Genomic DNA, 23,302 nt, shown 5'->3' with positions numbered 1-23,302 from the left:
GGCCGGCTCAGGCGAGCTTGTCCGCGAGGGCAAGGATTGCCTTCTCGAAGACGTCGACCGGTGGGTGGGTGATGCCGGCGCCGATCATGCCGATGCCGGCATCCTTGTGCGCGATGGCAGTGTTGATGACCGGGAGGATGCCCGTCTCCAGGACCTTGCGGACGTCGATGCCCGTGGGAATGCCCTGGAAGCCGAGGGCCGGAATGGTGACGTTCGGGTTCTGGTCGGTGGTGATGAGGGCCATGTCCCGCGTGTACGCCATGGCGTCCTCCACGGTCCCGCCCACCAGGGCCACGATGGCCGGGGCCGCGGCCATCGCGAAGCCGCCGAAGCCGTAGGTCTCCGTGATGGCCGAGTCCCCGATGTCCAGGCCGGAATCCTCCGGCTTGTAACCGGCGAACATGGGACCGATGACCTTCTGGGCGGGACCGGTGAGCCAGTGGTTGCCCGGCAGGCCGGAGACCCGGATGCCGAATTCGACGCCGTTGCGCGCCATGGTGGTGACGACGGTGGAGCCTTCGATGCCGTGGGCGGCGTCGAGCGCGGCCTTGGCAGTGGCCATCCAGGTGGGGCCCGAGAAGTAGTCCGAGCTCGCGATGAAGTCGAACACTTCCTTCTTCTGCGCTTCGCTGAAGGAGGACTGCAGCAGGCCGGGGGCCAGCGCCTGGAAGAGCAGCACCGTGCCGGCGATGTTGCGGTTGTGTGCCTCATCGCCCATGTGGAGGGCCTGGGCCAGCATGAGGCGCAGGTCGATAGGGCCGGTGAACTCCACGGCCTCCTTGAGCATGGGGCCCAGGACGTCGCGCATCCAGACCAGGCGGTCGATGACGCTCTGGTCGTTGGCGCCCATCCGCAGGATCTTGGCGAGCTGCTCGGACAGGTTCGTGTAGGCGTAGTTGCCGTGGGTCTCGTTGCGGACCACGTGCATGTACATGGACGGGCTGGTGACGCCGGCCATGGAGCCGACGCACTGGTGCTCGTGGCACGGCGAGAAGGTGATCTCGCCGGTTGCAGCCACGCGGGCGGCGTCCGCCAGGTCCTTGGCCAGGCCTTCGAAGACGAGTGCCCCGGTGACGGCACCCTTCATGGGGCCGGACATGTCCTCCCAGGCCACGGGCGGGCCGGAGTGCAGGATGGTGGTGGGCGTCATGCCGGGGACCACGTCGATCGCCCGGCCGAAGCCCACGAGCATCGGCTTCGCGTTCTTGATGCGGTCCACGGCCTCCGCGTTGGCGGCCTCGATGCGCCCGGCGTTCTCCGGGCGGGCCAGGGCGTCCAGGGCCGCAATGACCTCGGGCTTACCGCCGCCCGGCGGGGTCCAGTCGAGGGTGCGTACGGGCGCACCCTGGCTGCGGATGTCGTCTTCGAACATGCTCAGGCCGATGTTGACCACGTTGAGCTGTCCGCCGAAAAGTTGTGATGCTGCCGTGTTCATGCGGCGGCTCCCTTCCTGGCGATGGCGCGGGCGAACTCGCCCGTGACGGTGCTGCTGCTGGTGACGGTGACCCCGGCGCCGGCCAGGGCTTTGCGCTGGGCGTCGAGGCCCGGGGTGTCGAGTTCGGTGCCCAGGACGTAGGCGATGATCTCCAGATGGCGGCCGTCCTCCTGCGCGATGCGCTGGGCTTCGCGGATGGCGGGCAGGGTCACGCCGGCGGGGTCTTCGTGTGCGCCGAAGCCCAGGACGAAGTCCATGACGAGGGCGGCGACGCTGGGGTCCTTGGCTTCTTCCACGATGCGCGCAAGCCGGTTCGAGGGGTCGATCATGGGGTGCGGACGGCCGTTGGTGAACTCGTCGTCACCGAAGTCCAGGAAGGTGTGGCCGCGGCTGGAGTCGGCCGCGCCGATCTGGAAGGCCGGGTTCTTCTGGATGTTGCTGAACACCTCGTGCCCGTCGTTGAGCAGGGCGTACATGGATTCGTCGCAGAGGGTGCCGCCGCAGAAGAGCCCGCGGACGTTGACCTGTTCCGGCGTGAGGCGGGCCAGGACGGCGTCCACCTGCCCGGCGTCGAGGGTTTCCGGGGCGGAGGCTGCGGCGGAGGAGAGTTCCACGGCCTGGCGGGCGGCGTCGGCGCTGCTGGCGGCGAAGTGTCCGCCGGCGGCGAGGACTGCGTCCCGGGAACCGCCGATGAAGTAGACCACCACGGGCTTGCCGGCATTGGCTACCTCGGCAAGGACTTTGGCTTCCGTCTCCGCTGCCGGCGGCTTCGAGACGAGCACGATCACCTCGGTGCCCGGATCGGCTGCGAGGGCGCGGATGCCGTCGATCATCATGACGCCCCCCACCTCTGCGCTGAGGTCGCGGCCGCCGGTGCCGATCAACTGGGAGACGCCGCCGCCCAGGGCGTGCACCTGGACGCTGACTTCCTGGGAGCCGGTGCCGGAGGCGGCCACGATGCCCACCGTGCCGGGACGCACGGCGTTGCCGAAGCACAGGGCCACGCCGTTGAGGATTGCGGTGCCGCAGTCCGGGCCCATCATGAGCAGGCCGTTGTCGTGGGCGAGGTTCTTGAGGGCGATCTCGTCCTCCACAGCCACGTTGTCGCTGAACATCATGACGTTCAGGCCGGCGTCGAGGGCCTTGCGGGCCTCGCGGGCGGCGAAGGCGCCGTTCACGGCGATGACCGCCAGGTTGATGTCGGCGTCCTCCTCCAGGGCGGAGGCGATGGTGCGGTGGGAGACCTCCGCGCTGCCTGCGGCCGGAGCCTTGCGGACCAGCAGCTCCTCGACCAGCGGCACAAGTTCGTCCCCGTCCGCGCCCTCGGACGGCACCACCACGATCATCAGGTCGCTCGTGGTGGCGGCCTTCAACTCATCGCTGAGCAGGCCGAGGTTCTCCAGGACCGCCTTGTTCATTTCAGTTGCCATCGCGACGAAGGCCTGGTCGACGCCGTCGATCCCGTTCGCCTTCGTCGATATCGACATCAGTGACACCGAGTCGAAGTAGCTGTTTTTCCTGATCACTGCTGTGACACTCACATGGACCCTCTCAGTTCTGTTTCGAGTCGAAGTCCGGCCAGGAGGCCGGACAGGATGTCCGTCCCTGAGGTGTGGCCGATGCCGAGGGCACGGTCCACCGGGGCACGAAGGTGCCGGGCAAGCCCGGCGGGGTCTTCCGCCCTGCGGCGGAACAGCTGGTTGAGCAGTTCGAGCAGGCTTTCGCGGACGCGCCCGTCCACTGCCTCCCGCAGCGTCGTCCAGCTGAGCAGGGTGGTGCGGTCCGCATGCTGCGCGACGACGGCGGCCAGCGCCCCGCGTGCCGCACCGAGCCGGCTGCCCGGCTGGGCCGCGAGCAGCGCCAGGCCGCAGAGGAAGTCGTCGCCGGCCGGTGTCAGGCCGGAGCCCAGGCCGAGCAACTGCAGCGCCGCTTCACCGATGGCCGCGCTGTCTCCGGCACGGACCGCCGTTTCGAGGGCTTCGCGGGCCGCCCGCAATCCCTGCGCGATTCCGGCGTCGAAGGCGGTGGGCCCGGAGGCGCCTGCCGACGCGGCATCATCCGCAGCGGATGCCGCCAGGATCCCGCCGCGGACACCGTGGGCCTCGAGCAGCCCGCCGAGCGCCGTGGCACCCGAGGCGAGTTCCGCCGTCGTGATGTCCGCCAGCGGAATCCGCTTCGCAAACCATTCCCGGGCGCCCGGCAGCAGCACCAGGGTGTCCGCGGAGTCGAAGGAGATTCCGCGCGCGCTGAAGTCCGCCGGATCGCCGGCCTGGATGCCTGTACTGCTCCAGTCGCGCACCTCGGCGCGGATGGTCCAGGGCGCATCGTCCAGCCGGCGGGCGGCAAGGGTGACCAGCTGGCCCCACGGAGCAAGGATGTTGATCGCCCGCTCGAAGACCGAGTAGACCTTCCCCGTACCGGGGGTTTCCCGGAGGGCGGTCACCAGGGCGGAATCGATTGACACTGCTGGTATACAGTTCGATTTGCTTGAAGCTGCCATTCGGCTCCTAAAGCCATAATCGCCTCGATGATTCTCGGTCATCTCAGCTTTGTACCTCCAGATGGTATACCATCTGCGGTATTCTAGAGCCAGTCCCCGAGGAGGATTCAAATGCGACTAGTAGTTGCACTGGGCGGAAACGCCCTCGCAAAGCGCGGCGAGCCAATGACGGCCGACCGCCTGCGGGCCAATGTCAAGGAAAGCTGCCAGGCGCTAGCCAAGCTGGCGCGCGAGCACGAAATGGTGATCACGCACGGCAACGGCCCCCAGGTGGGCCTCCTTGCCCTGCAGAACCTGGCCTACCAGGACGTGGCGGCCTACCCGCTGGACATCCTGGGCGCCGAGACCCAGGGGATGATCGGCTACGTCATCCAGCAGGAACTCTCCAACGCCCTTGCCGGGGAGCGCGAAGTAGCGGCCATCGTCACCACCACCGTGGTGGATGAGAACGACCCCGCCTTCCACCGTCCCACGAAGCTCATCGGCCCCACCTACTCCGCACAGGATGCCGCCGAGGCCGCGTCCGAGTACCGGTGGACCATCGCCAAGGACGGCAACGCCTTCCGCCGCGTGGTTCCCTCGCCGGAGCCCATCAGCATCGTCCAGTCCCCGCTCGTCCGGAATCTGCTCGACGGCGGCACCCTGGTGGTCTGCGTCGGCGGCGGCGGCGTGCCGGTCAAGCTCGACGGAAAGGGCCGCCAGATCGGCATGCAGGCCGTCGTCGACAAGGACGCCGCCAGCGCCACGCTCGCGGCCGAACTCGAGGCGGACACCCTGATCATGCTCACCGACGGCGACTTCGTCAGCGAGAACTGGGGCACCCCGGAACAGCGGGACATCCTCACGGCATCGCCCGAGGCCATCGCGGAACTGGCCTTCGCCGAGGGCTCCATGAAGCCGAAGGTGGACGCCGCGATCCGCGTCGCCAAGGCCGGCGGCCGCGTGCTCATCGGCCCGCTGGACCGCCTGGACGATCTGCTGGCCCGCAAGGTCGGCACCGAAATCCGCCCGGACGTCCCCGAAGGGATCATCTTCGTCTGAACCTTAGGGTGCCAGCAGCAAGCGTCCCGCAACAGGCATTCCGCAACAACAAAGCGTCCCGGCCCCTGGAATCCAGGGACCGGGACGCTTTTGTTGCTTTCCGAGCAGGTCCGGGCTGCCTTTAGGCGAGCAGTTGCTTATGCCACCGGCTGCTTATAGGCGACCGGCTGCCTATGCCACCGGCTGCGCGAGGCGGTCGTTCGCGGCGATGATGCGCGCCGCGGTCTTCTTGCCCATGCGCACGGCGCCGTCCACGTGCTGGTAGCCCTCGGCCGCCAGGTCGGAGGAGGACCAGTAGATCGGGCCGACGGCCGCGTGCTGGTCCTTGCCGTAGCGGGACAGCCCGCCGAGGTCGTAGCTGGCCGCGTAGGCGCCACGGGTCCATTCCTCGGAGCCCCAGTCGGAGAGGTAGAAGACGGACGGGTTCCTGGCCTCGTCGCCCAGGTAGTCGGCGATGGAGTCCAGGATCGCGGCCTTGCGGTCCTCTTCGCTCAGTTCGAACATGGCGTCCGCCTTTTCGTCGGAGACGAAGCCCACCAAAGTGCCACGGGTGTCGGCGTGGTTGGTGTTGTCGTAGACCTCCTGGACCAGCGAGCCGGCGCCGAAGCAGGTGCCGGAGAGGCCCTTGTCGCGCCAGAACGGGGTCTCGTAGACCGCGTGCACCTTGATGACCAGGCCCAGGGACTGGTGCTGGTGCATCTGGTGCTGGCGGCGCGGCAGCGGCGGGTTGAAGGACACCCGGCTGTAGAGGTTCGGCGGAACGGCCATGATGACGAAGCGCGCGTTCACGGTGGCGCGGTCGGATTCGACCGAAACGCGGTGGCCGCCGTCGACCTCTTCCCAGTTAATCGTCCGCACAGGCGAGTCGAGGACGACGTCGTCCCCCAGCTCCGCGGCCATGCGCAGGGACACCTGCTGCATGCCGCCGATGACGCGCTTGTCCAGGATGAAGTCCTCGTCCGTGAGGTTCGTGAAGGAACCGGCAGAGGCCGCCATCAGCACCGCCTGCAGGGCGGAGAACGCGTGGGCGGGCTTGGTCAGCATGCCGCCGGCGATGAACAGGCCGATGTTGTTGCAGGCTTCTTCGTCCGGGGAGTTCTGGCGCAGCCAGTGGTGGAAGGAGATGGTGTCCAGCTCTCGGGCCTTGGGGTGGGCCCAGGGCTCCTCGGCGCCGATCTCGGCAGCCAGCCCGTCCAGGATGGCGGTGAGCTTGTCCATCTCCGCGGCGGTGCTTTCACTGACCGGGAAGGAGGCGCCGGTATAACGGGTGTGCCGGCCGTCCGCGCCGATGTAGATCGACTCGCCGTCGCGGTAGCGTGAGTACATTTCCAGGCCGAGTTCCTCAAGGGTTTCCATGAGCACGGTCTGGTCCGGGGACACCCACTGGCCGCCGATTTCGAGCATGGCGCCGTCGATCGTGTCCGTCCAGGTGCGTCCGCCCACGCGGTCGCGGGCTTCGAGCACGGCGACTGTGAGGCCGGCCTTCTTCAGTTCCCGGGCAGCGGTCAGGCCGGACGGACCAGCGCCAACAATGACCACGTCGCGGTCAAGATTCAACATGATGTCCTTTCCTGGCCGTGCTCCATTGGCCGGCCGTAACGAATGACGCGAAGTTCAGTAAATGAATGCCATTCATTTATCTCTACTGTACCCATGACTGAGGTAACTGGGAAGCCCCCGATGGAATAATGCTGGAAACGCCGTTTCCAGAAAGGTCACCGATGCCCGAGCCCTCCCCCTCTCCGGCCGAGACAAAGCCCCGCCGGAGGGCAGGCCGGCCCGTGGGATCGGTCCTGGACCAGGCCGGCATCACCGCAGCGGCCTTGGCCCTCGTCAGCAAGAAGGGCTACGACGGCCTCACCATGGCAGCGCTGGCGAAGTCCCTGGGCGTGGCGCCGTCGGCCCTCTACAACCACGTGGGATCCAAGGACGACGTGCTCAGGCTCGTTGAAGAGGACCTGATGTCCCAAGTGGACTCGAGCGTCTTCGCCAGCCTGCCCTGGGAAGAAGCGGTCAAGGCCTGGGCCTACTCCTACCGGGACATCTTCTCCGCGCACACACCGCTGATTTCGGTCATCGCGGTCCTGCCGGTGACCGACGCACCCCAGACCCTCGCCATGTACGAAGCCGTCACGGAGGGCTTCCTGCGCGCCGGCTTCCCTGAGGACCGGATCATTCCCTGCATCGTGGCGCTCGAGGCCTATATCTTCGGCGCCGCCTTCGACGCGACCGCCCCGGCGGACATCTTCGATTCCGGAAAGCTCGCCGAATCCACACCGCACTTCACAGCGGCAGTGCGCAGCCTCGGCCCGGTGAACTACCCCTCGGACCTCGCCTTCCGCATGGGCCTGGACGCCCTGGTCGCCGGCTTCGGGGCGCTGCGGGGCAGCTGAACAGTCCCCGGTGCCTTGAGATAAGGAGCGAGCGGGTGATTTGCCTACAGGTTGGTGCCGCCTGTGGCATCAATGGTCTGGCCGGTGACCCAGCGGCCATCATCGGAAGCCAGGAACGCGACGATGCTGGCGATGTCATCCGGCCGTCCTACCCGGCCCAGGGCCGTGCTGGCCGCAACGCCTTGGATGGCGTCCTGATTGCCACGCAACCAGGACGCGTTGATGTCGGTATCCACCACGCCAGGAGCGACGGCATTGACAGTGATGCCCCGCGGTCCGAGGTGCTTGGCGAGAGTGAGGGTAAACGCGTCGATGGCACCCTTGGTCAGGGCGACACCAACGCCATGGCCGCATTCGTCGGAGCAACCCTTCAGGGAATGAGCCAACAAGCGCGCGACGGCGCCACCCAAGAAGACCTCAGGCGCATCGCCCACTACGCCATCGCAGCCATCGGGGCCTGATCAGGGACCAGGCGACACAGGCCGTGGGACACCGACGACACCCGGTTAACAAAAACACCCCCGGTCCGAAGACCGGGGGTGTTTTCACTTGCGTGCGCGAGGGGGGATTTGAACCCCCACGCCCTTTCGGACACTGGCACCTGAAGCCAGCGCGTCTGCCGTTCCGCCACTCGCGCGCAACTTCTCCTGCACGGCACAATCCACAGGTTTCCCTGCTTCCTGCCCTGCAAAAGCAGCGAGATCAAGCATAACGGACATTGGAGGAAAAATACCAATCGGGCCGTTGCGGGCCTCCCGAAGCCCGGATTTACGCGGTTTTCGGGCCCGGTTCCGGCGGGCCTGAGGGATACTGTGACGAACTTTTCCGCGTGCCCGGCCGTTGCGGATTAAGGCCATTCACAGCCATGCCCAGTAGTATCGGGAAAGGAGTGGCCCTCATCAGGCCATGCCGTCACGGACTCCAAAGGTCCATGCCTGCTGCGAGGGACGAAGCCTCCGTAGCGGTTGATTGCCGGGTCGATGGAACGGAAGGAGGAGGACCATGGGATTGCTCGACAGAGTTGAGCGCGGCATCGAAAAAGCCGTCCGCGGCGTCTTCTCCACCGGCTCCCGCGCCAGGGTGGAACCCGTGGAAATAGCCAGCAAGCTCCGCCGCGAACTGGACAACAAGTCCCTCACCATCGCCGCCGGACGCACCTTGGCTCCGAATGTCTTCGACGTCCTCCTCAGCGTGGAGGACTTCGCCCGCGCCCAGGAATGGGGAACCCCGCTGGCAGAGGAACTGTGCGACGTCGTCATCCAGCACGTGCGCAGCCAGGGGTACACGCTGCAGGGTCCCGTGCGGATCTCGTTCCGCCAGGATGAAACCCAGCGCGAAGGCCATTTCGAAATCACGTCGAGCACCGAAAAATCCGGCGGCTCCCCCGCGCCCCGCACCAACTTCCCCGCCGCACCTGTGCGGGAACCATCCAGGCTGCAGCCCGTCCTGGACATCGGCGGCCAGCGGTACTCGCTGAACGCGCCCTCGGTGATCCTGGGCCGCTCCTCCGAAGCGGACATCCTCGTGGAAGACACCGGGGTGTCGCGCAAGCATCTGGAGATCCGTAGCGAAGGCGGCTTCGTCCGCGCCGTGGATCTCGGCTCCACCAACGGAAGCTACGTCAACGGGCACAAACTGGATGGCAGCACGGAACTCACCGACGGTTCCACGATCACGATGGGACGAACCAAGATCATCTTCAGGCTTCTGAACGTGCCCCCCAACAGCTCCGACCCCGGGGGCCGCGCGTGAGCGAACTGACCATCACGGCCCTGCGTTTCGGCTTCCTGTTGCTCCTGTGGGTATTGATCTTCAGCATCGTGTCCGCAATGCGCCGGGACCTCATGATCGGACGCAAGGCAGCTACCGGTGCCCCGACGGCCCGGGAGGTGCGCAAGCACCCCGAACTCGCGCCGCCCACGCCGGCCCCGAAGCAGCAGGCACGGCAACTCGTCGTCGTCGAAGGTCCGCTCAAGGGAACCACGCTGCCGCTGGCGGCAAGCCCCATCCTGCTTGGCCGCGCCCAGGAAGCCACCCTGGTCCTCGAAGACGACTACGCCTCGGGGCGGCATGCCCGCCTGTTCCCGCAAGGCAGCCGCTGGTTCATCGAAGATCTCGGCTCCACCAACGGCACCTACCTGGCCGACCAGCAACTGACCCGGGCCCTGCCGGTGGAGCTTGGCGTCCCCGTGAGGATCGGCAAGACGGTCATTGAATTGAGGCCATAGCCATGGCTTCACCCCAGTCTTCCGAGGGCAAGCCCACGCCTGAAGCCCGTCCGTTGATCATGCGCTATGCGGCGCGTTCCGACGTCGGCCGCCTCCGTTCCAAGAACGACGATTCGGCGTACGCAGGCCGCCACCTCGCCGTGGTCGCCGACGGCATGGGCGGGCATGCGGGCGGCGACGTCGCCTCGGCGTCCACTGTCCTGGACATGATCCACCTGGACCACGATGACTACCCCGAAGGCGCGGACACCGTCCTCGCCGACGAGATCCAGACCGCCAATTCCCTGCTCTCCGAACTGGTGCACCTGGATCCGAAGCTTGCGGGCATGGGCACCACGGTCACAGCCCTCCTGCTGGAGGGCTCCAAGCTGCACTTCGCCCACATCGGCGACTCCCGTGCCTACCGGCTGCGCGGCACCACTTTCGAGCAGGTCAGCGTGGACCACACCTTCGTGCAGCGGCTCATCGACGAAGGACGGCTCCGCCCGGAGGAAGCCGAGACCCACCCGCACAAGAATGTCCTGATGCGCGTGCTCGGCGACGTGGACGCGAGCCCGGAACTGGACCTGGCGGTCCTGGAAGTGGAGGCCGGCGAACGCTGGCTGCTCTGCTCGGACGGCCTGAACTATGTTCCCGGCCCGGTGGTGGAGCAGGTGGTCCGGGAGACCCGGAACCTTGCCGAATGTGCCGAACTGCTGATCCAGCTGACGCTGGCGAACGGCGCCCCGGACAACGTCACCGTCGTGATGCTTGAGATCGCCGAAGAAACCGGCGACGACGTCACCACGGCATCCGTCGAGATTGTCGCCCCTGCGGAGCCCGCGCCGGCCGGCGCCAAGGAAGGCGCGGAGGCCGCGCCGGCGGCTGCCGCGGAAACAGGGGCCGGCGAGGAGCCGCCTGCCGGAGCGCCCGGAACGGCCGAAGCAGCCGCGGCCGCCGAAGGCGCCAAGCCCTCCGGCGAGCCCCCCGCCGTCACCGATCCGCACCTGGGTGAACATCTTTCCGCCGAAGTCCTCCGCGAAGAGCTTGCTTCGCGCCCGCACGAGCTGGTGGGCGCCGCGGCAACTGCCGCCGAAACGGGATCCATCCCCACCGTGGCCGGCCGCAGCGTGGCCCGCAGGGCTGCCACCATGCTCACCCACAAGGCCGAACAGGACCGCGAAGAAGTCCTGGTGCTGCCCATCAGGCGTCGCCGCTGGCTCACCATCCTCGCGGCCGCGATCCTGGCCGTTTTCATGGTCGCCGGGCTGTGGCTCGGCTACGCCTGGACGCAGACCCGCTTCTACGTGGGCGAATACGACAGCAGGGTGGCGATCTTCAACGGAATCTCCCAACGCCTCGGACCCATCCAGCTGTCCACCTTGGAATCCGTGACGAAAGTCCGGCTGGATTCGCTCCCCGAGTTCCAGCAGCAAAGGGTCCGGCAGACCATTCCGGCGGACAGCCTTGAGGCTGCGCAGCGCATCGTGCAGAACCTGGAGGAGCCGGACAATTCCACGCCGGCTCCGTGCCCGTCGCCGAGCCCCAAGCCGACGCCATCCCCCACAGCGAAGGCCGGCCCGTCTGCCAAGCCCTCGCCAGGCTCCACCGCCAAGCCGTCGGCATCGCCCACCGCCGCGCCAAGCACTGCACCCTGTGAGGAGGTGTCCCCGTGATCCAGGTAGATACCGCGCCGAAGCCACGCCGCAACGTCGAACTTGCGCTCCTTGTGCTTGCCCTCGCCGTCGGGATCGGCGCAAGTGCCATGGTGGACCTCAACTCCGAGACGCCCTTCGACAGCGATTTCTGGTTCCAGTCGAGCCTGCTGGCTGTGGCGGCGTTTGCCTTCCACGTTGTGCTGCGCCTCCGCGCAAAATATGCCGATCCGGTAATACTTCCGATCGTGGTAGCCCTGAACGGCCTTGGACTTGCCCTCATCCACCGCATGGACGGACCGGGAGACGACACCGGCAACAACCAACTGCGCTGGACCCTGATCGCCGTCGCCGTCGCGATCACGGCGATCTGGTTCCTCAAGGACCACCGGATCCTGCGCCGCTTCACCTTCATTTCGCTGGCCGCCAGCGCCATCCTGCTGATCCTTCCCCTGGTTCCCGGAATTTCGGCCGGTGAAGTCCTGGGCGCAAGCGTCTGGATCCGGATCGGCCCGATGACCTTCCAGCCCGGTGAAATTGCCAAGATCACCCTGGCTATATTCTTCGCGGGGTATCTTTCCTCCAACCGGGACCTGATCCTGCTGGCCGGCCGTAAGATCGGGCCGCTGCAGTTCCCGCGCTTCAAGGACATGGGCCCCATGATCACAGCCTGGCTCGTGAGCATCGGCGTCCTCGTCTTCCAGCGCGACCTCGGTTCCTCCGTGCTGTTCTTCGGCCTGTTCATCGTGATGATCTACGTCGCTACGAGCCGCATCAGCTGGGTGGTGATCGGCCTGGCCCTGATACTGGGCGGCGGGTTCGTGGCCTCCAGGATCTTCGCGCACGTGGGCTTCCGGCTGGACAGCTGGTGGAACGCCTTCACCCCCGAGGTGTACGACCGTTTCCCGGGCGGCAGCCGCCAGATCGTCCAGGGGCTGTTCGGAATGGCCGACGGCGGACTGGTCGGCACCGGCCTCGGCCAAGGCCGGCCGGACCTCGTTCCCTTCGCCAACAGCGACATGATCATCGCCCTGATCGGTGAGGAACTCGGCCTGATCGGCCTCTTCGCCGTCGTCCTGTTGTACCTGCTGCTGTTCACCCGCGGTTTCCGTGCGGCCCTCGGCACCAGGGACGCCTTCGGCAAGCTGCTGGCGTGCGGCTTGTCCTTCGCGATCGCCCTGCAGTGCTTCGTGGTGATCGGCGGGGTAACCCGGCTGATCCCGCTCACCGGCCTCACCACTCCGTTCCTCGCAGCCGGCGGCTCCTCGCTGCTGGCGAACTGGATCATCGTGGGCCTCCTGCTGATGATTTCGCACACCGCCCGCAGCCCCATCGACACAACGCCCATGACCGACACACCCAGTGAGGCGGTGAAGCAGCCGTGAACCAGTCCATCCGCAGCGCATGGCTTGCCGCCGTCGCGATGTTTGCCCTGATCTTCGGCGCCATCAGCTACGTCCAGGTGGTCGGTGCAGATGAGCTCAACGACAACCCGTGGAACCAGCGGGCCGTCCTGGCCGATTACTGCAAGGACCGCGGCGCCATCATTGTGGCCGGCAAGCCCATCGCCGAATCGGTGGCCGGGGACGAAACCTGCAGCTTCCAGCGCAAGTACACGCAGCCGGAGCTGTACGCCGGCATCACCGGATACTTTTCCCGGACGTACGGCGCGAGCGGCCTGGAGCAGGAACTCCGCGATGAACTCGCAGGCAGCTCGGACCAGCTGTTCCTCGATCGGATCAGCCAGGTCTTCCTCGGCCGCCAGGCCAAGGGTGCCTCCGTTGAGCTCACCCTCGACCCGGCAATCCAGAAGCTCGCCTACGACCTCATTCCGGACGGCCAACGCGGTTCGATCGTCGTGACCAACCCCAAGACCGGCGCGATCATCGCCATGGTCTCGAAGCCGTCCTACGATCCGAACCTGATCGCCACGCACGACGTCGCCAAGGAACAGTCGAGCTTCGAAGAACTCAACAAGATCCGCGGCATCAACCTGAACCAGTCCGTCAGCGGGCCAACGGGGGCACTGCTCGCCCCCGGGTCAGTCTTCAAGCTGGTTGACACCGCGGCCGCCTTGAACTCCGGCAAGTACAACAAGGACAGCGAACTGCCCAACCCGGCGAGCATGCCGCTGCCGGGCTCCACGGCTGCCCTTCCCAACTACGCGGGGGGCAACTGCTACACGCGGACCACGGCGGACTTCGCGTTCGCGCTGGAGCAGTCGTGCAACACTCCGTTTGCCAGCATCGCCCTCGACCTCGGCCAGCAAGCCATCGCGGAGCAGGCGCGAAAATTCGGCTTCGGACAGGACTTCGGCGATCAGCTCAAACTCCAGTCCGCTGTCAGCGTCTTCCCCGATGACCTGGACGACGCCGCCCTGGCACAGTCCGCCGTCGGGCAGCGCGACGTCAAGGCGACCCCGCTGCAGATTGCCATGATGACCGCGGCGATCGCCAACGGCGGCGTGCAGATGAAACCGAACCTCATCAAGACAGTGCGCGCCCCGGACCTCCGGGTCATCAGCGAGCCGGAGCCGGAAGTCCTCCGCAACTCGACCAGTGCCGCGATCTCCCGCCAGATCACTGAGTGGATGACCGACGTCGTGTCCAAGGGCATCGCCGGCGGTGCCGCGATCCCGGGCGTTGAAGTGGCCGGCAAGACCGGCACCGCGCAGCTGGGGGACAGCGGTTTGAACAACTCATGGTTCACCGGGTTTGCCCCGGCCAATGACCCGCAGGTGGCCGTCACCATCGTGATCGAAGGTGTCGATGTGACCACCGGCGCACAGCTAACCAGTCCGAATGCGAAGAAGATCTTTGAGGCGGTGTTGAACAAGTGAGACCTACGTCAGGAATCACCCTCGGCGGCAGGTTCCAGCTGACCAGCCGGATTGCGGTCGGCGGTATGGGAGAGGTCTGGAAAGCAAAAGACCAGGTCCTCGGCCGCATTGTCGCCATCAAGGTCCTCAAGGAGGAATACACGGGCGATCCCGGCTTCCTGCAGCGTTTCCGCGCCGAGGCGCGCCATACCGCCCTGCTGAACCACGTGGGCATCGCCAACGTCTTCGATTACGGAGAGGAAGAGGGCTCCGCCTACCTCGTCATGGAACTGGTGCCCGGGCAGCCGCTGAGCACCATCCTTGAGCGGGAACGGGTCCTTTCCCCGGACCGGGCCATGTCCATCATTTCGCAGACCGCCCGGGCCCTGGCCGTCGCACACGCCCAGGGTTTGGTTCACCGCGACGTGAAGCCGGGCAACCTGCTCATCACCCCGGACGGTCGGGTCAAGGTCACGGACTTCGGCATCGCGCGCCTTGCCGACCAGGTCCCGCTGACCCAGACCGGCCAGGTCATGGGAACCGCCCAGTACCTGGCCCCCGAGCAGGCCACCGGCCAGACCGCCACGGGATCGTCCGACATATATTCCCTGGGCGTTATCGGTTACGAGAGCCTCACCGGGCACCGTCCCTTCTCCGGCGAATCGCAGATCGCCATCGCCTTGGCCCAGGTCAACGACGCGCCGCCGCCGCTGCCCGAGACCCTTCCCGTCCCGGTCCGTGCCCTGCTGATGTCCATGCTGGCCAAGGATCCGAGGAACCGCCCGGCGGATGCGATCAAGCTTGCCGAGGCAGCGGAAGCAATCCGCGCGGGGAATATCTCCGCCGCCCATGCCGCCGTTCCGGGCATGCTCCTCTTCGAGGACGCCACCGGCCCCATCACGGCTCCGACCGGCGTCGCGACGGCGCCCACCGGCGTCGTAGCCGCCCACGGCAGGGATTCGCACACGACGGCGACGTCCGCGCTTCCGGTGCTCGGCGCCGCGGGTGCCGCAGCCGCAGGTGCTGCAGCTGCCGGGCAGTCCCGAGCCGATGCCCTGGCAGCCGAGCGCACCTTCGATCCGGACGAGTCCTCCGTGCTGTATGACGAGGATGAGGACAACTACGAGCCGCAGCCGGCACGCAAGAAGCGCAGCCCGTGGACCTGGCCGCTGATCGCCCTGCTGCTCCTGCTGCTCTTCGCCGGCCTGGGACTCCTGCTGACCCAGATGGGCCTGTTCAACCCGACGTCTCCGGCGCCTTCGTCCAGCACGAGCAGCCCGGCGTCGAGCAGCGCCCCGCCCAGCTCGGCCTCGCCGAGCCCCAGCGAATCCTCGCCGACGCCGAGCCCGAGCGAAACTACACCGGACACGGTCAACCTCATTCCGGAGCAGTATCTCGGCCGCCCCTACGAGACCGTCCGCAGTGAGCTGATCGACCTTGGCTTCGTGGTCAAGGGGGCTCCTGTTTTCAACACGTCCACGCCGGGAACGGTGACGAACATCGAGCCTTCGGGCCCGGTCGCCAAGGGTGAGACGATCGTGGTCACGTACTCGAAGGGGCCGGAGAAGGTTGCCGTCCCCAACATCGCACAGGGCGCCACCGAATCCCAGGTCCGGGCAGCCATCGAGGGTGCGGGCCTGCGCTGGGTGAAGGGTGACGCCGTCGATGGCGAAGTCGGCCAGGCACCGGACACCTTCGTCAGTTCCGATCCGGCCGCGGGCACCGAGGTCAACACCGGCGCCACCGTCGTCTACCATCTGTCCAAGGCCAAAGCCTCGCCCTCCGCTTCCTCGGGTAAATAGGCAAACATGACTACCCGACGTTCAGCACCTGCACACAGAGAGGACAGCACTCCGGTGACAGACCAGCGCGTCCTCAATGGGCGGTATGAACTAGGAGAACTGCTGGGCCGCGGCGGCATGGCGGACGTGCACCGGGGGACGGACACGCTCCTCGGCCGCACCGTAGCCGTGAAACTGCTCCGCGCGGACCTGGCCCGGGACCCCCAGTTCCAGGCCAGGTTCAAGCGCGAAGCCCACGCCGTGGCCTCGTTGAACCATCCCTCGATCGTGGCGATCTACGACACCGGCGAGTACACGGTGGACGGCGGCCACGGCGAAACGGTCCGGGTGCCGTACATCGTCATGGAGTACGTGTCCGGCCGGACCCTGCGCGAACTCATCCGAGCCAAGGAACTGGACATCGACCGGGCCGTGGAGCTCTGCCTCGGCGTCCTTTCCGCGCTCGAATACAGCCACAAGGCCGGGATCGTCCACCGGGACATCAAGCCCGGCAATGTGATGGTCGGCCAAGACAACACCGTGAAGGTGATGGACTTCGGCATCGCCCGGGCCATCGCGGATTCCGCCGCCACCATGACCCAGACGCAGGCAGTGGTGGGCACCGCCCAGTACCTTTCCCCGGAACAGGCCCGTGGCGAGACCGTGGACGCCAGGAGCGACCTCTACTCTGCTGCCTGCCTGCTTTTCGAGATGCTGACCTCGCGTCCGCCGTTCACCGGTGACAGCCCGGTCTCGCTGGCGTACCAGCATGTCCGGGAAACCCCTGCCGCACCGAGCACCTTCAATCCCGAGGTGTCCGAGGCACTGGACAGCGTGCTGGCCAAGGGCCTGCAGAAGGAGCGGGCGGACCGCTTCCAGGACGCCGCCGCCTTCCGCCGCGCCCTGCGCGCCGCCCGCAACGGCATCGCCGTCCCCGCCGTGGCGGTATCCGAAGCAGGAACCGGTCCTGACGACGTCGGAGCGGAGTCCGCGGAGGAGGCCGCACCGGAGACGCTGGTCGGCTTCACCGGCATCGGCTTCCTGGACGGCAGCGCGGGCCGCAGCCAGGCGGCGGAAGAACCCCTGCCGGCAAACTACCTCGACGAGCCCGACGAGGACGCCATGCCGCTCGGCTTCCCGCCGGAACGCGAGCGGACGCGGCGGCAGAAGGCGCGGCGCCGGGCGTGGACCGCCGTCGTCATCCTCTTTACTGTGCTGGTCCTGGCCGGCGTCGGGCTGGGCCTTTACTACTTCATGAACCAGAAGCCGGCCGAGCCGGTCAAGGTCCAGATCCCGTCGGTCGCGAACATGAGTGCGGCGGACGCCATCCGGACGCTCTACGATGCGAAGCTCGTTCCCGACGCTCCCGTACGCGTGAATGACGACAAGATCCCGCAGGGAACCGCGATCGGCACGGACCCGTCCGTGGGCACTGAGGTGGTCCAGGGAAGCCATGTCACCCTGAAGGTCTCCGACGGGCCCAGTTCCGTCACGGTGCCCAAGGACCTGGTGAACCAGACCGAGGCCGCCGCGCGGGACATGCTGCGCCTGGCGGGCCTGACGGCTACCACCGTCATCGGGAACAGTCCCTCCGTTCCGGCAGGCTCCGTCATCAGCAGCAACCCTGCGCCCGGCGCGGTCGTGGCCCCTGGAAGCTCCGTTCAACTGGTGGTTTCAAGTGGCAAGGTCAAGATGCCGCAACTCATCAGGCTGGGCAAGGACGAGGCTGAAAAGGCGTTGGCCGACCTTGGGCTCACGATGAAGATCGTCGAGCAGGAGAACAGCGTTCTGGCTCCCGGCATCGTCACCGCCCAGAGCATCCCGGAAGGGACCCTCGCGGAGCAGGGCAGCGCCATAACGGTGACGGTCACCAAGGCTCCCGCTCCGGAGCCGACACCCAGCGAGACCGCGACGCCGAAGCCGGGCGCGAGCGGCGGCAAGAAGGGCTGACGCCCCGGGCCCGAGGGAGCGGCGCGCCCCGAAGCCCGCAGGGGTGCCGACGGCGGTCCCGCCGGCACCGGGTACAGCTAGCGCTGGATCAGCGGGCTCAGTGTCGCAGCCTTTGCGGCGGCTCCCGCCATGCCGAGCGATTCGAGCCAGTTGCCGAGCATCTGGTAGCCGCCTTCGGTGAGCACGGACTCGGGGTGGAACTGCACGCCGCACAGCGGAGCCGTCTTGTGCTGGAGCCCCATGATCACCCCGTTCGCGGTTTCGGCCGTGATCTCCAGTACGTCCGGAATGGTCTCGCGGACGGCGGCCAGCGAGTGGTACCGGGTGGCGGTCACGGGGGACGGGAGCCCGGCGAAGACGCTCTTGCCCTCGTGCTGCACCGGCGAGGTCTTGCCGTGCATCAGCTCCGGCGCGTGGGTGACGGTACCGCCGTACGCTTCGGCAAGGGCCTGGTGGCCCAGGCAGACACCGAACATGGGCTTGTTGTTGTCCCCACACCATTTGATGAGCTCAATGCAGACTCCGGCTTCCGCCGGCGTGCCGGGGCCGGGGGAGATCAGGACGCCGTCGCGGGCGTCGGCGAGCTCGATCGCTTCCTGGAGGGTGACGTCGTCGTTGCGGACCACGGTAGTTTCCGCGCCGAGCTCCTGCAGGTAGCCCACCAGGGTGTAGACGAAGCTGTCGTAGTTGTCGACGACGAGGATTTTAGTTGTGCTCATGGCTGCTGTACTGAACCAATCGTTGAGTTGGTGAGGGTGGTGAACTGGGACATCCAAGGGAAGAAGAACTGCACCATCAGGACCAGTATCCCTGCGATGAGTGCGGCCGAGGTCAATATGCGCGACCATAACGGGCCGGGCAGGTGCCGGAAGATCCATCCGTACATGCCTCAGGCCTTTCCGCGGGTCTTGGCCACCAGCGCGGCAATGTCCGACGGCGGTCCGACGGAGGCCGGTTGCCAGCTTTCCAGCAGTGAGTACGCAATGATGCGTTCCCCGGACCCGAAGCGCGGGTTGCAGCTGGTCATGGTGAGGTAGCTGTCCCGGGGTTGTGCGCCGGCCTTGGTGGGAACCGGAAGCAGCACGTCGGTGCGGGATGGCAGCACGATCTGGTTGTTCCGGTAGACGTAGGTGTAGTAGCCGGCCTTGGTCTGGACGTAGATGCGGTCGCCGGGGACGAGTTCATGGATGTTGTCCAACACGGCGCCGTGGGTCTGGCGGTGGCCGGCCACTGCGAAGTTCCCGGCGGCTCCGGGCATGCTGGTTCCGGCATAGTGCCCGAGGCCGAGGGAATCCAAGACGTCGGCACCGGTGCCCTGGACGATGGGCCTGGAGTAGTCGGCCCCGAATCGGGGGACATACATGATGCCGATCGTGTCCCCGTAGGCGGGCGCCGCGGAGACTGCCGGTTTCCCGTAATCGGTGGCGCCTGCCGGGGGAGTGAGGGGTCCTGTGAGCTCCTTGGCAAAACCGTCGATGGCCTTGGCCTGGGTGGCGTCGGCTTCCACGTTGGTCCACCAAAGCTCCCAGGCCACGAAGAGGAGCAGCACGGCGCCGGCAGTCAGGAGGAGTTCACCGGTGATCTGCACGGCTTTCCGTGCAGCACTCCCGCTATTCCGACGGCGGGACGAGGTGACGGGCACGGCAGCGGAAGCCTCCGGCTGCTGCTGCGTCACGGGGTCTCCTCTGTCCGGGAAACGGCCGCGCGGATCGTCTCCGAAGTCCGGCTAGACTTGGCAGCTAGAGACGAACCCGGAAGTACCGCGAACGCGCAGACCGCTGGAATTTTCCTTCCTGCAGGATACCAAGCCGGCACGCGGCCCTTCATTCAGAGGCCAAGGAGGAACCGTGCCCGAGTCCAAGCCCCGCAAGCGGCCTGCCCGCACTGTTGAGACCGCCGCCAAGGAGCAGTACAAGCCGAACCCGGTCTGGTTCAAGCCGGTGATGTTCGGCCTCATGGTCGTCGGCCTGCTGTGGATCATCACCTTCTACATCACCGGCGGCCAGTTCCCGGTTGTGGCCTGGGGGTCCTGGAACATTGTGGCCGGCTTCGGGATTGCGATTGCGGGCTTCCTGATGACCACCCGCTGGCGTTCCTGAGCAGCGATTTCCGGAAAAGCCCTCACATTCCGACTGCCTGCAGCGTCTACCTGATATGAGCAACAGGCACACCATCATCGAGTCCCCGCTCGGGGCCCTGACCCTGACGTCCCGGGACGGAGTGCTCAGCGGGATCTTCTATGAGGGCCACTGGCATATGCCGCCTGAGGAATTCTTCGGTGTCAGGGCGGACTCTGCGGATCCGGTCTTTGCCCCCGCCGTGGCGCAGCTCCGTGAATACCTGGCAGGGGAACGGACCACGTTCGGGCTTGAATACCGGGCGCGGGGCAACGAATTCCAGGAACGCGTCTGGGCCCGGCTTGAGGATATTCCGTACGGGGCAACGGTCAGCTATGGAGCCCTCGCAGCAGCACTAGGCGACCCCAACCTGGCCCAGGCCGTGGGCTCGGCAGTGGGCCGGAATCCCTTGAGCATCGTTATTCCCTGTCATCGGGTCGTCGGAAGCGACGGCCGCCTTACCGGTTACGCCGGCGGCCTGGCGAACAAACGCTTCCTCCTTGAGCTCGAGGAGCCCGCCGCCGTGAAGGAAAGCAAACTCTTCTGATGGGCAAACCGCCCTTCGAGAGGGTCGTCAGCCTCCACGGCGCCGTCGTGTTGCGGGTCTGCCGTGCCGTGCTTGGCGCCCATGACGCCGAGGACGCCTGGTCCGAAACGTTCCTCTCCGCCCTGAAGGCCTACCCGGAGCTGCCGGCGGACGCCAAGGTGCAGGCCTGGCTCGTCACCATCGCGCACCGCAAGGCCATCGACATCGTCCGGGCACGGCAGCGGCAGGCCCTGCCCATGGATGAACTGCCACCCCGTGAATCCCCGCTCGGCATTCCGGGCGGGGGACACCCGGAAGTGCTCGACGCCGTCGGGCAGCTTCCGCCGAAACAGCGGCAGGCAGTGGCTTACCACTACCTCGCGGGACTGCCGTACAAGGACGTCTCAGAACTGCTGGGCGTCACCCCTGAAGCGGCGCGGCGCGCGGGCGCCGATGGCGTCAAGGCCCTCCGGGCCGCCCTCGCGGAGACTCCCCGCCCGGCTTTGAAAGGAACAAGCCGATGAAAGACAGCCAGATGGACACTGGACCCCTGCTGCCCGACGGGCTTTTCGCAGGCTTGACAGAACCCGCCCCGGGCACGCTCGAACGCCTGCACGACCGCCTCGCCGCGGCCGCCGCGGGCAGGCAGCTCATCGACGTTTCCTACCGCACGGTGGATTCTCCGCTCGGCAGGCTCCTGCTGGCGGCCACGGAACGCGGCCTGGTGCGCGTCGCTTTCGCCCTGGAAGACCACGACGCCGTGCTGCAGGCCCTGGCCGACAAGCTGAGCCCGCGGATCCTGGAGGCGCCGTCCCGGCTGGACAATGCGGCACGCCAGCTCGAGGAATACTTCGCCGGGACCCGCCGCAGCTTCGAGGTTCCGCTGGATTTCGCGCTGAGCCGCGGCTTCCGGTTGAGCGTGCTGGAGCACCTTCCGCACATCGCCTACGGCAGCACCGAAAGCTACGCGGACGTGGCGAAAGCGGCGGGCAGTCCGAAGGCTGTCCGCGCCGTCGGCTCCGCCTGCGCGAACAACCCGCTGCCCGTCGTCGTGCCCTGCCACCGGGTGGTGCGTTCGGATGGCTCCTTCGGCGGCTATCTCGGCGGGCCGGAGGCCAAACGGATCCTGCTGGCCCTGGAGGCCGCGTGAGCGAACCGTTGTTTCCGGCGGAGCCTTTGTTTCCGGCGGAGTTGCTGTCCGTGCCCGACGCCGGCCCCCGCCGGATCGCCGAAGGTGCCGTTCACGTGCCGGGCTGGCTCAACCTGGAGCAGCAGCGCTGGATCGCTGCCCGCTTCCGCGAATGGGCGGCGGGACCCGTGCCGCCGAGGGCCGCCGTGCTGCCGGGCGGGCATCCGATGTCGGTCCGGACAGTCTGCCTCGGATGGCACTGGCAGCCCTACCGCTACACGCGCGAGGCCTTCGACGTCAACGGCCGCCGGGTGCTGGACTTCCCGGACTGGATGGTCAGGTTGGGCCGCAAGGCACTTGCTGCCGCCGGCTCGCTGCCGGAAACAGCGGCTGCCTACACGCCGGACACCGCGCTGGTGAACCTCTACGATGACGCAGCCAAAATGGGCATGCACCAGGACAAGGACGAGCGCTCCGCGGCACCGGTCGTGTCCTTGAGCATCGGCGACAGCTGCGTGTTCCGTTTCGGCAACACCGAAGGCCGGGGCAAGCCGTACACGGATGTGGTGCTGCAGTCCGGTGACCTCTTTGTCTTCGGTGGAGCGTCGCGTTTCGCCTATCACGGGGTGGTCAAGGTGCAGCCGGACAGCGCTCCGCAGGGCTGCGGGCTGGAGCATGGCCGCATCAATATCACCATGCGCGTCACCGGACTGTCGTAGCGATACCCTCGGAATGTCCTAGCCAGGGCGCACAATGTCCACAAACAGCTTTGAACGTCCTTTGGAGGCACCCATGACCCCGGCCGGCACTATCCTCGGCGAAGACGGACTGGCGCGCCCGCCGTGGGCATCCACGGACCCGTTGCTCCGGGAGTACTACGACACCGAATGGGGCATGCCGGTCCGGGACGAACGTGGCCTGTACGAGCGCATCAGCCTCGAGGGCTTCCAGGCAGGCCTCTCCTGGGCCACCATCCTGCGTAAACGCGAGGCCTTCCGTACCGCCTTCCTGAACTTCGATCCGGAGAAGGTGGCGTTGTTCGGGGAGGCCGACGTCGAGCGCCTCATGCTGGACGCCGGCATCGTGCGGAACCGTTTGAAAATCCGGGCGGCAATCACCAATGCCAACGCCACCCTCGCGCTCCGGGCCGACGGCGGCCTGGTGGACTTTGTGTGGTCCTTCCAGCCGGAAAAGACGCCGTCGCCCGCGACCGTAGCCGAGCTTGCCACCCAGTCGCCCGAGTCAGTGGCCCTGTCCAAGGCGCTTCGGAAGAAGGGCTTCGCTTTTGTCGGGCCCACCACGATGTACGCACTGATGGAAGCCATCGGCATGATCGACACCCATCTTGTGGACAGCCACCGCCGCGGAAGCTCCGGCATCTGGAGCTGAACCGCCCGGCCCCGGCTGTCCACAAAAGTGGGCAACTTTATCCACAGCTGTGGAAAGGCAATGTGGAAAGCGATGGCCTGGGCTTCAATAGCCCGGTTTTCCGGGGTTCTTGGAGGCTCGCCCTCAATTCCGCGGTTTTCCCCATGTGAACAAGGCTGTGGATCGTGGTCCGGGCTTCACCAAGTGTTCATGGTTCCGGGATGGAGAAATTCACCTCCGCGGACAGGGGCACGGTCTGATCCTGGACAGCATACGGTTTCAGACCCGCGGCAGGCTCATCGGCCCGGTTACCCACTTAACAACAGGCGGCTTCCCACAAGTTATCCACAGATGGGGAAAAACTGTGGTTACGTTGACGGCA

The 23,302-nt window shown here is 66.8% G+C and carries 23 protein-coding genes and 1 tRNA gene; 15 read left to right on the top strand and 9 right to left on the bottom strand.

Annotated elements, in window-relative coordinates; all coding sequences use genetic code 11:
* Positions 1 to 7 precede the first annotated feature (7 nt).
* The 3 genes from DWV11_RS08320 to DWV11_RS08310 are packed head-to-tail and all read right to left on the bottom strand — an operon-like array spanning position 8 to position 3,899.
* Positions 8 to 1,435: a YlbE family protein gene (locus tag DWV11_RS08320; protein ID WP_115788411.1), complete on the bottom strand. Its 1,428-nt coding sequence runs from the start codon at positions 1,433 to 1,435 to the stop codon at positions 8 to 10.
* Complete coding sequence (gene fdrA / locus DWV11_RS08315; RefSeq protein ID WP_115788410.1) at positions 1,432 to 2,976, bottom strand: acyl-CoA synthetase FdrA; 1,545 nt, start codon at positions 2,974 to 2,976, stop codon at positions 1,432 to 1,434. Before fdrA ends, DWV11_RS08320 begins: the two co-directional genes overlap by 4 nt.
* The gene (locus tag DWV11_RS08310; RefSeq protein ID WP_168404611.1) at positions 2,973 to 3,899 is read right to left on the bottom strand and encodes an oxamate carbamoyltransferase subunit AllH family protein; all 927 of its coding nucleotides are present in this window, start codon (positions 3,897 to 3,899) and stop codon (positions 2,973 to 2,975) included. The genes fdrA and DWV11_RS08310 overlap by 4 nt, the downstream gene beginning before the upstream one ends.
* Before the next feature lie 147 nt (positions 3,900 to 4,046).
* Between DWV11_RS08310 and DWV11_RS08305 the strand changes: the two genes are divergently transcribed.
* Positions 4,047 to 4,976, top strand: coding sequence for a carbamate kinase (locus DWV11_RS08305; protein WP_115788408.1), 930 nt, complete (start codon positions 4,047 to 4,049; stop codon positions 4,974 to 4,976).
* A 171-nt stretch (positions 4,977 to 5,147) separates the two neighbouring features.
* Here DWV11_RS08305 and DWV11_RS08300 read toward each other — a convergent pair whose 3' ends face one another.
* The gene (locus DWV11_RS08300; protein WP_115788407.1) at positions 5,148 to 6,536 is read right to left on the bottom strand and encodes a flavin monoamine oxidase family protein; all 1,389 of its coding nucleotides are present in this window, start codon (positions 6,534 to 6,536) and stop codon (positions 5,148 to 5,150) included.
* Between the two features lie 128 nt (positions 6,537 to 6,664).
* On the opposite strand from DWV11_RS08300, the gene DWV11_RS08295 reads away from it, so the two are divergent.
* The gene (locus tag DWV11_RS08295) at positions 6,665 to 7,369 is read left to right on the top strand and encodes a TetR/AcrR family transcriptional regulator (protein ID WP_115788406.1); all 705 of its coding nucleotides are present in this window, start codon (positions 6,665 to 6,667) and stop codon (positions 7,367 to 7,369) included.
* Positions 7,370 to 7,413: 44 nt separating this feature from the next.
* Here DWV11_RS08295 and DWV11_RS08290 read toward each other — a convergent pair whose 3' ends face one another.
* Positions 7,414 to 7,803 (bottom strand): SDR family oxidoreductase, encoded by a 390-nt coding sequence (locus DWV11_RS08290; protein ID WP_281269603.1) that lies wholly within the window; start codon positions 7,801 to 7,803, stop codon positions 7,414 to 7,416.
* 120 nt (positions 7,804 to 7,923) lie between these two features.
* Positions 7,924 to 8,006, bottom strand: a tRNA-Leu gene (locus tag DWV11_RS08280).
* 365 nt (positions 8,007 to 8,371) lie between these two features.
* Here DWV11_RS08280 and DWV11_RS08275 point away from each other — a divergent pair.
* The 7 genes from DWV11_RS08275 to pknB are packed head-to-tail and all read left to right on the top strand — an operon-like array spanning position 8,372 to position 17,780.
* Positions 8,372 to 9,121, top strand: a complete 750-nt coding sequence (locus DWV11_RS08275; RefSeq protein ID WP_115788405.1) for an FHA domain-containing protein — start codon at positions 8,372 to 8,374, stop codon at positions 9,119 to 9,121.
* Positions 9,118 to 9,597, top strand: coding sequence for an FHA domain-containing protein FhaB/FipA (locus DWV11_RS08270; RefSeq protein WP_115788404.1), 480 nt, complete (start codon positions 9,118 to 9,120; stop codon positions 9,595 to 9,597). The genes DWV11_RS08275 and DWV11_RS08270 overlap by 4 nt, the downstream gene beginning before the upstream one ends.
* 2 nt (positions 9,598 to 9,599) lie before the next feature.
* Complete coding sequence (locus tag DWV11_RS08265; protein ID WP_115788403.1) at positions 9,600 to 11,252, top strand: protein phosphatase 2C domain-containing protein; 1,653 nt, start codon at positions 9,600 to 9,602, stop codon at positions 11,250 to 11,252.
* Complete coding sequence (locus tag DWV11_RS08260; RefSeq protein WP_115788402.1) at positions 11,249 to 12,616, top strand: FtsW/RodA/SpoVE family cell cycle protein; 1,368 nt, start codon at positions 11,249 to 11,251, stop codon at positions 12,614 to 12,616. The genes DWV11_RS08265 and DWV11_RS08260 overlap by 4 nt, the downstream gene beginning before the upstream one ends.
* Positions 12,613 to 14,070, top strand: a complete 1,458-nt coding sequence (locus tag DWV11_RS08255) for a peptidoglycan D,D-transpeptidase FtsI family protein (RefSeq protein ID WP_115788401.1) — start codon at positions 12,613 to 12,615, stop codon at positions 14,068 to 14,070. Before DWV11_RS08260 ends, DWV11_RS08255 begins: the two co-directional genes overlap by 4 nt.
* Positions 14,067 to 15,851, top strand: a complete 1,785-nt coding sequence (locus DWV11_RS08250; RefSeq protein ID WP_115788400.1) for a protein kinase domain-containing protein — start codon at positions 14,067 to 14,069, stop codon at positions 15,849 to 15,851. Before DWV11_RS08255 ends, DWV11_RS08250 begins: the two co-directional genes overlap by 4 nt.
* Positions 15,852 to 15,857: 6 nt before the next feature.
* Positions 15,858 to 17,780 (top strand): Stk1 family PASTA domain-containing Ser/Thr kinase, encoded by a 1,923-nt coding sequence (pknB, locus tag DWV11_RS08245; RefSeq protein ID WP_115788399.1) that lies wholly within the window; start codon positions 15,858 to 15,860, stop codon positions 17,778 to 17,780.
* 77 nt (positions 17,781 to 17,857) lie between these two features.
* Here the strand turns inward: pknB and DWV11_RS08240 are convergent, their stop codons facing one another.
* Genes DWV11_RS08240 through DWV11_RS08235 form a run of 3 tightly spaced genes read right to left on the bottom strand, consistent with a single transcriptional unit; the run spans position 17,858 to position 19,455 of the window.
* Positions 17,858 to 18,499 (bottom strand): aminodeoxychorismate/anthranilate synthase component II, encoded by a 642-nt coding sequence (locus DWV11_RS08240; protein ID WP_115788398.1) that lies wholly within the window; start codon positions 18,497 to 18,499, stop codon positions 17,858 to 17,860.
* The gene (locus tag DWV11_RS20080) at positions 18,496 to 18,666 is read right to left on the bottom strand and encodes a hypothetical protein (protein ID WP_168404609.1); all 171 of its coding nucleotides are present in this window, start codon (positions 18,664 to 18,666) and stop codon (positions 18,496 to 18,498) included. Before DWV11_RS20080 ends, DWV11_RS08240 begins: the two co-directional genes overlap by 4 nt.
* Before the next feature lie 3 nt (positions 18,667 to 18,669).
* Positions 18,670 to 19,455 (bottom strand): class E sortase, encoded by a 786-nt coding sequence (locus DWV11_RS08235; protein WP_115788397.1) that lies wholly within the window; start codon positions 19,453 to 19,455, stop codon positions 18,670 to 18,672.
* A gap of 172 nt (positions 19,456 to 19,627) precedes the next feature.
* Between DWV11_RS08235 and DWV11_RS08230 the strand changes: the two genes are divergently transcribed.
* The 6 genes from DWV11_RS08230 (at position 19,628) to DWV11_RS08205 (ending at position 22,941) form a co-directional block, all read left to right on the top strand.
* Complete coding sequence (locus tag DWV11_RS08230) at positions 19,628 to 19,879, top strand: cell division protein CrgA (protein ID WP_115788396.1); 252 nt, start codon at positions 19,628 to 19,630, stop codon at positions 19,877 to 19,879.
* A 55-nt stretch (positions 19,880 to 19,934) separates the two neighbouring features.
* Entirely contained in the window at positions 19,935 to 20,444 is a 510-nt protein-coding gene (locus tag DWV11_RS08225) for a methylated-DNA--[protein]-cysteine S-methyltransferase (RefSeq protein WP_115788395.1), read from the top strand.
* Positions 20,444 to 20,947, top strand: coding sequence for an RNA polymerase sigma factor (locus DWV11_RS08220; protein WP_115788394.1), 504 nt, complete (start codon positions 20,444 to 20,446; stop codon positions 20,945 to 20,947). Before DWV11_RS08225 ends, DWV11_RS08220 begins: the two co-directional genes overlap by 1 nt.
* Positions 20,944 to 21,573 (top strand): methylated-DNA--[protein]-cysteine S-methyltransferase, encoded by a 630-nt coding sequence (locus DWV11_RS08215; RefSeq protein WP_245953503.1) that lies wholly within the window; start codon positions 20,944 to 20,946, stop codon positions 21,571 to 21,573. The genes DWV11_RS08220 and DWV11_RS08215 overlap by 4 nt, the downstream gene beginning before the upstream one ends.
* Positions 21,570 to 22,271: an alpha-ketoglutarate-dependent dioxygenase AlkB family protein gene (locus DWV11_RS08210; protein ID WP_425452052.1), complete on the top strand. Its 702-nt coding sequence runs from the start codon at positions 21,570 to 21,572 to the stop codon at positions 22,269 to 22,271. Before DWV11_RS08215 ends, DWV11_RS08210 begins: the two co-directional genes overlap by 4 nt.
* A gap of 73 nt (positions 22,272 to 22,344) precedes the next feature.
* Positions 22,345 to 22,941 (top strand): DNA-3-methyladenine glycosylase I, encoded by a 597-nt coding sequence (locus DWV11_RS08205; protein WP_115788393.1) that lies wholly within the window; start codon positions 22,345 to 22,347, stop codon positions 22,939 to 22,941.
* Positions 22,942 to 23,302 lie beyond the last annotated feature (361 nt).

The sequence above is a fragment of the Arthrobacter silvisoli genome, from assembly GCF_003369445.1.
Classification (GTDB): Bacteria; Actinomycetota; Actinomycetes; order Actinomycetales; family Micrococcaceae; genus Arthrobacter; species Arthrobacter silvisoli.
This window is presented reverse-complemented; position numbering and strand designations above follow the sequence as displayed.

Excerpts from the sequence above, each read along its gene's own strand:
- DWV11_RS08320 (WP_115788411.1), bottom strand. The coding sequence starts at position 1,435 with ATGAACACGGCAGCATCACAACTTTTCGGCGGACAGCTCAACGTGGTC.
- DWV11_RS08305 (WP_115788408.1), top strand. The coding sequence starts at position 4,047 with ATGCGACTAGTAGTTGCACTGGGCGGAAACGCCCTCGCAAAGCGCGGC.
- DWV11_RS08300 (WP_115788407.1), bottom strand. The coding sequence starts at position 6,536 with ATGTTGAATCTTGACCGCGACGTGGTCATTGTTGGCGCTGGTCCGTCC.
- DWV11_RS08295 (WP_115788406.1), top strand. The coding sequence starts at position 6,665 with ATGCTGGAAACGCCGTTTCCAGAAAGGTCACCGATGCCCGAGCCCTCC.
- DWV11_RS08275 (WP_115788405.1), top strand. The coding sequence starts at position 8,372 with ATGGGATTGCTCGACAGAGTTGAGCGCGGCATCGAAAAAGCCGTCCGC.
- DWV11_RS08265 (WP_115788403.1), top strand. The coding sequence starts at position 9,600 with ATGGCTTCACCCCAGTCTTCCGAGGGCAAGCCCACGCCTGAAGCCCGT.
- pknB (WP_115788399.1), top strand. The coding sequence starts at position 15,858 with ATGACTACCCGACGTTCAGCACCTGCACACAGAGAGGACAGCACTCCG.
- DWV11_RS08240 (WP_115788398.1), bottom strand. The coding sequence starts at position 18,499 with ATGAGCACAACTAAAATCCTCGTCGTCGACAACTACGACAGCTTCGTC.
- DWV11_RS20080 (WP_168404609.1), bottom strand. The coding sequence starts at position 18,666 with ATGTACGGATGGATCTTCCGGCACCTGCCCGGCCCGTTATGGTCGCGC.
- DWV11_RS08225 (WP_115788395.1), top strand. The coding sequence starts at position 19,935 with ATGAGCAACAGGCACACCATCATCGAGTCCCCGCTCGGGGCCCTGACC.
- DWV11_RS08220 (WP_115788394.1), top strand. The coding sequence starts at position 20,444 with ATGGGCAAACCGCCCTTCGAGAGGGTCGTCAGCCTCCACGGCGCCGTC.
- DWV11_RS08215 (WP_245953503.1), top strand. The coding sequence starts at position 20,944 with ATGAAAGACAGCCAGATGGACACTGGACCCCTGCTGCCCGACGGGCTT.
- DWV11_RS08205 (WP_115788393.1), top strand. The coding sequence starts at position 22,345 with ATGACCCCGGCCGGCACTATCCTCGGCGAAGACGGACTGGCGCGCCCG.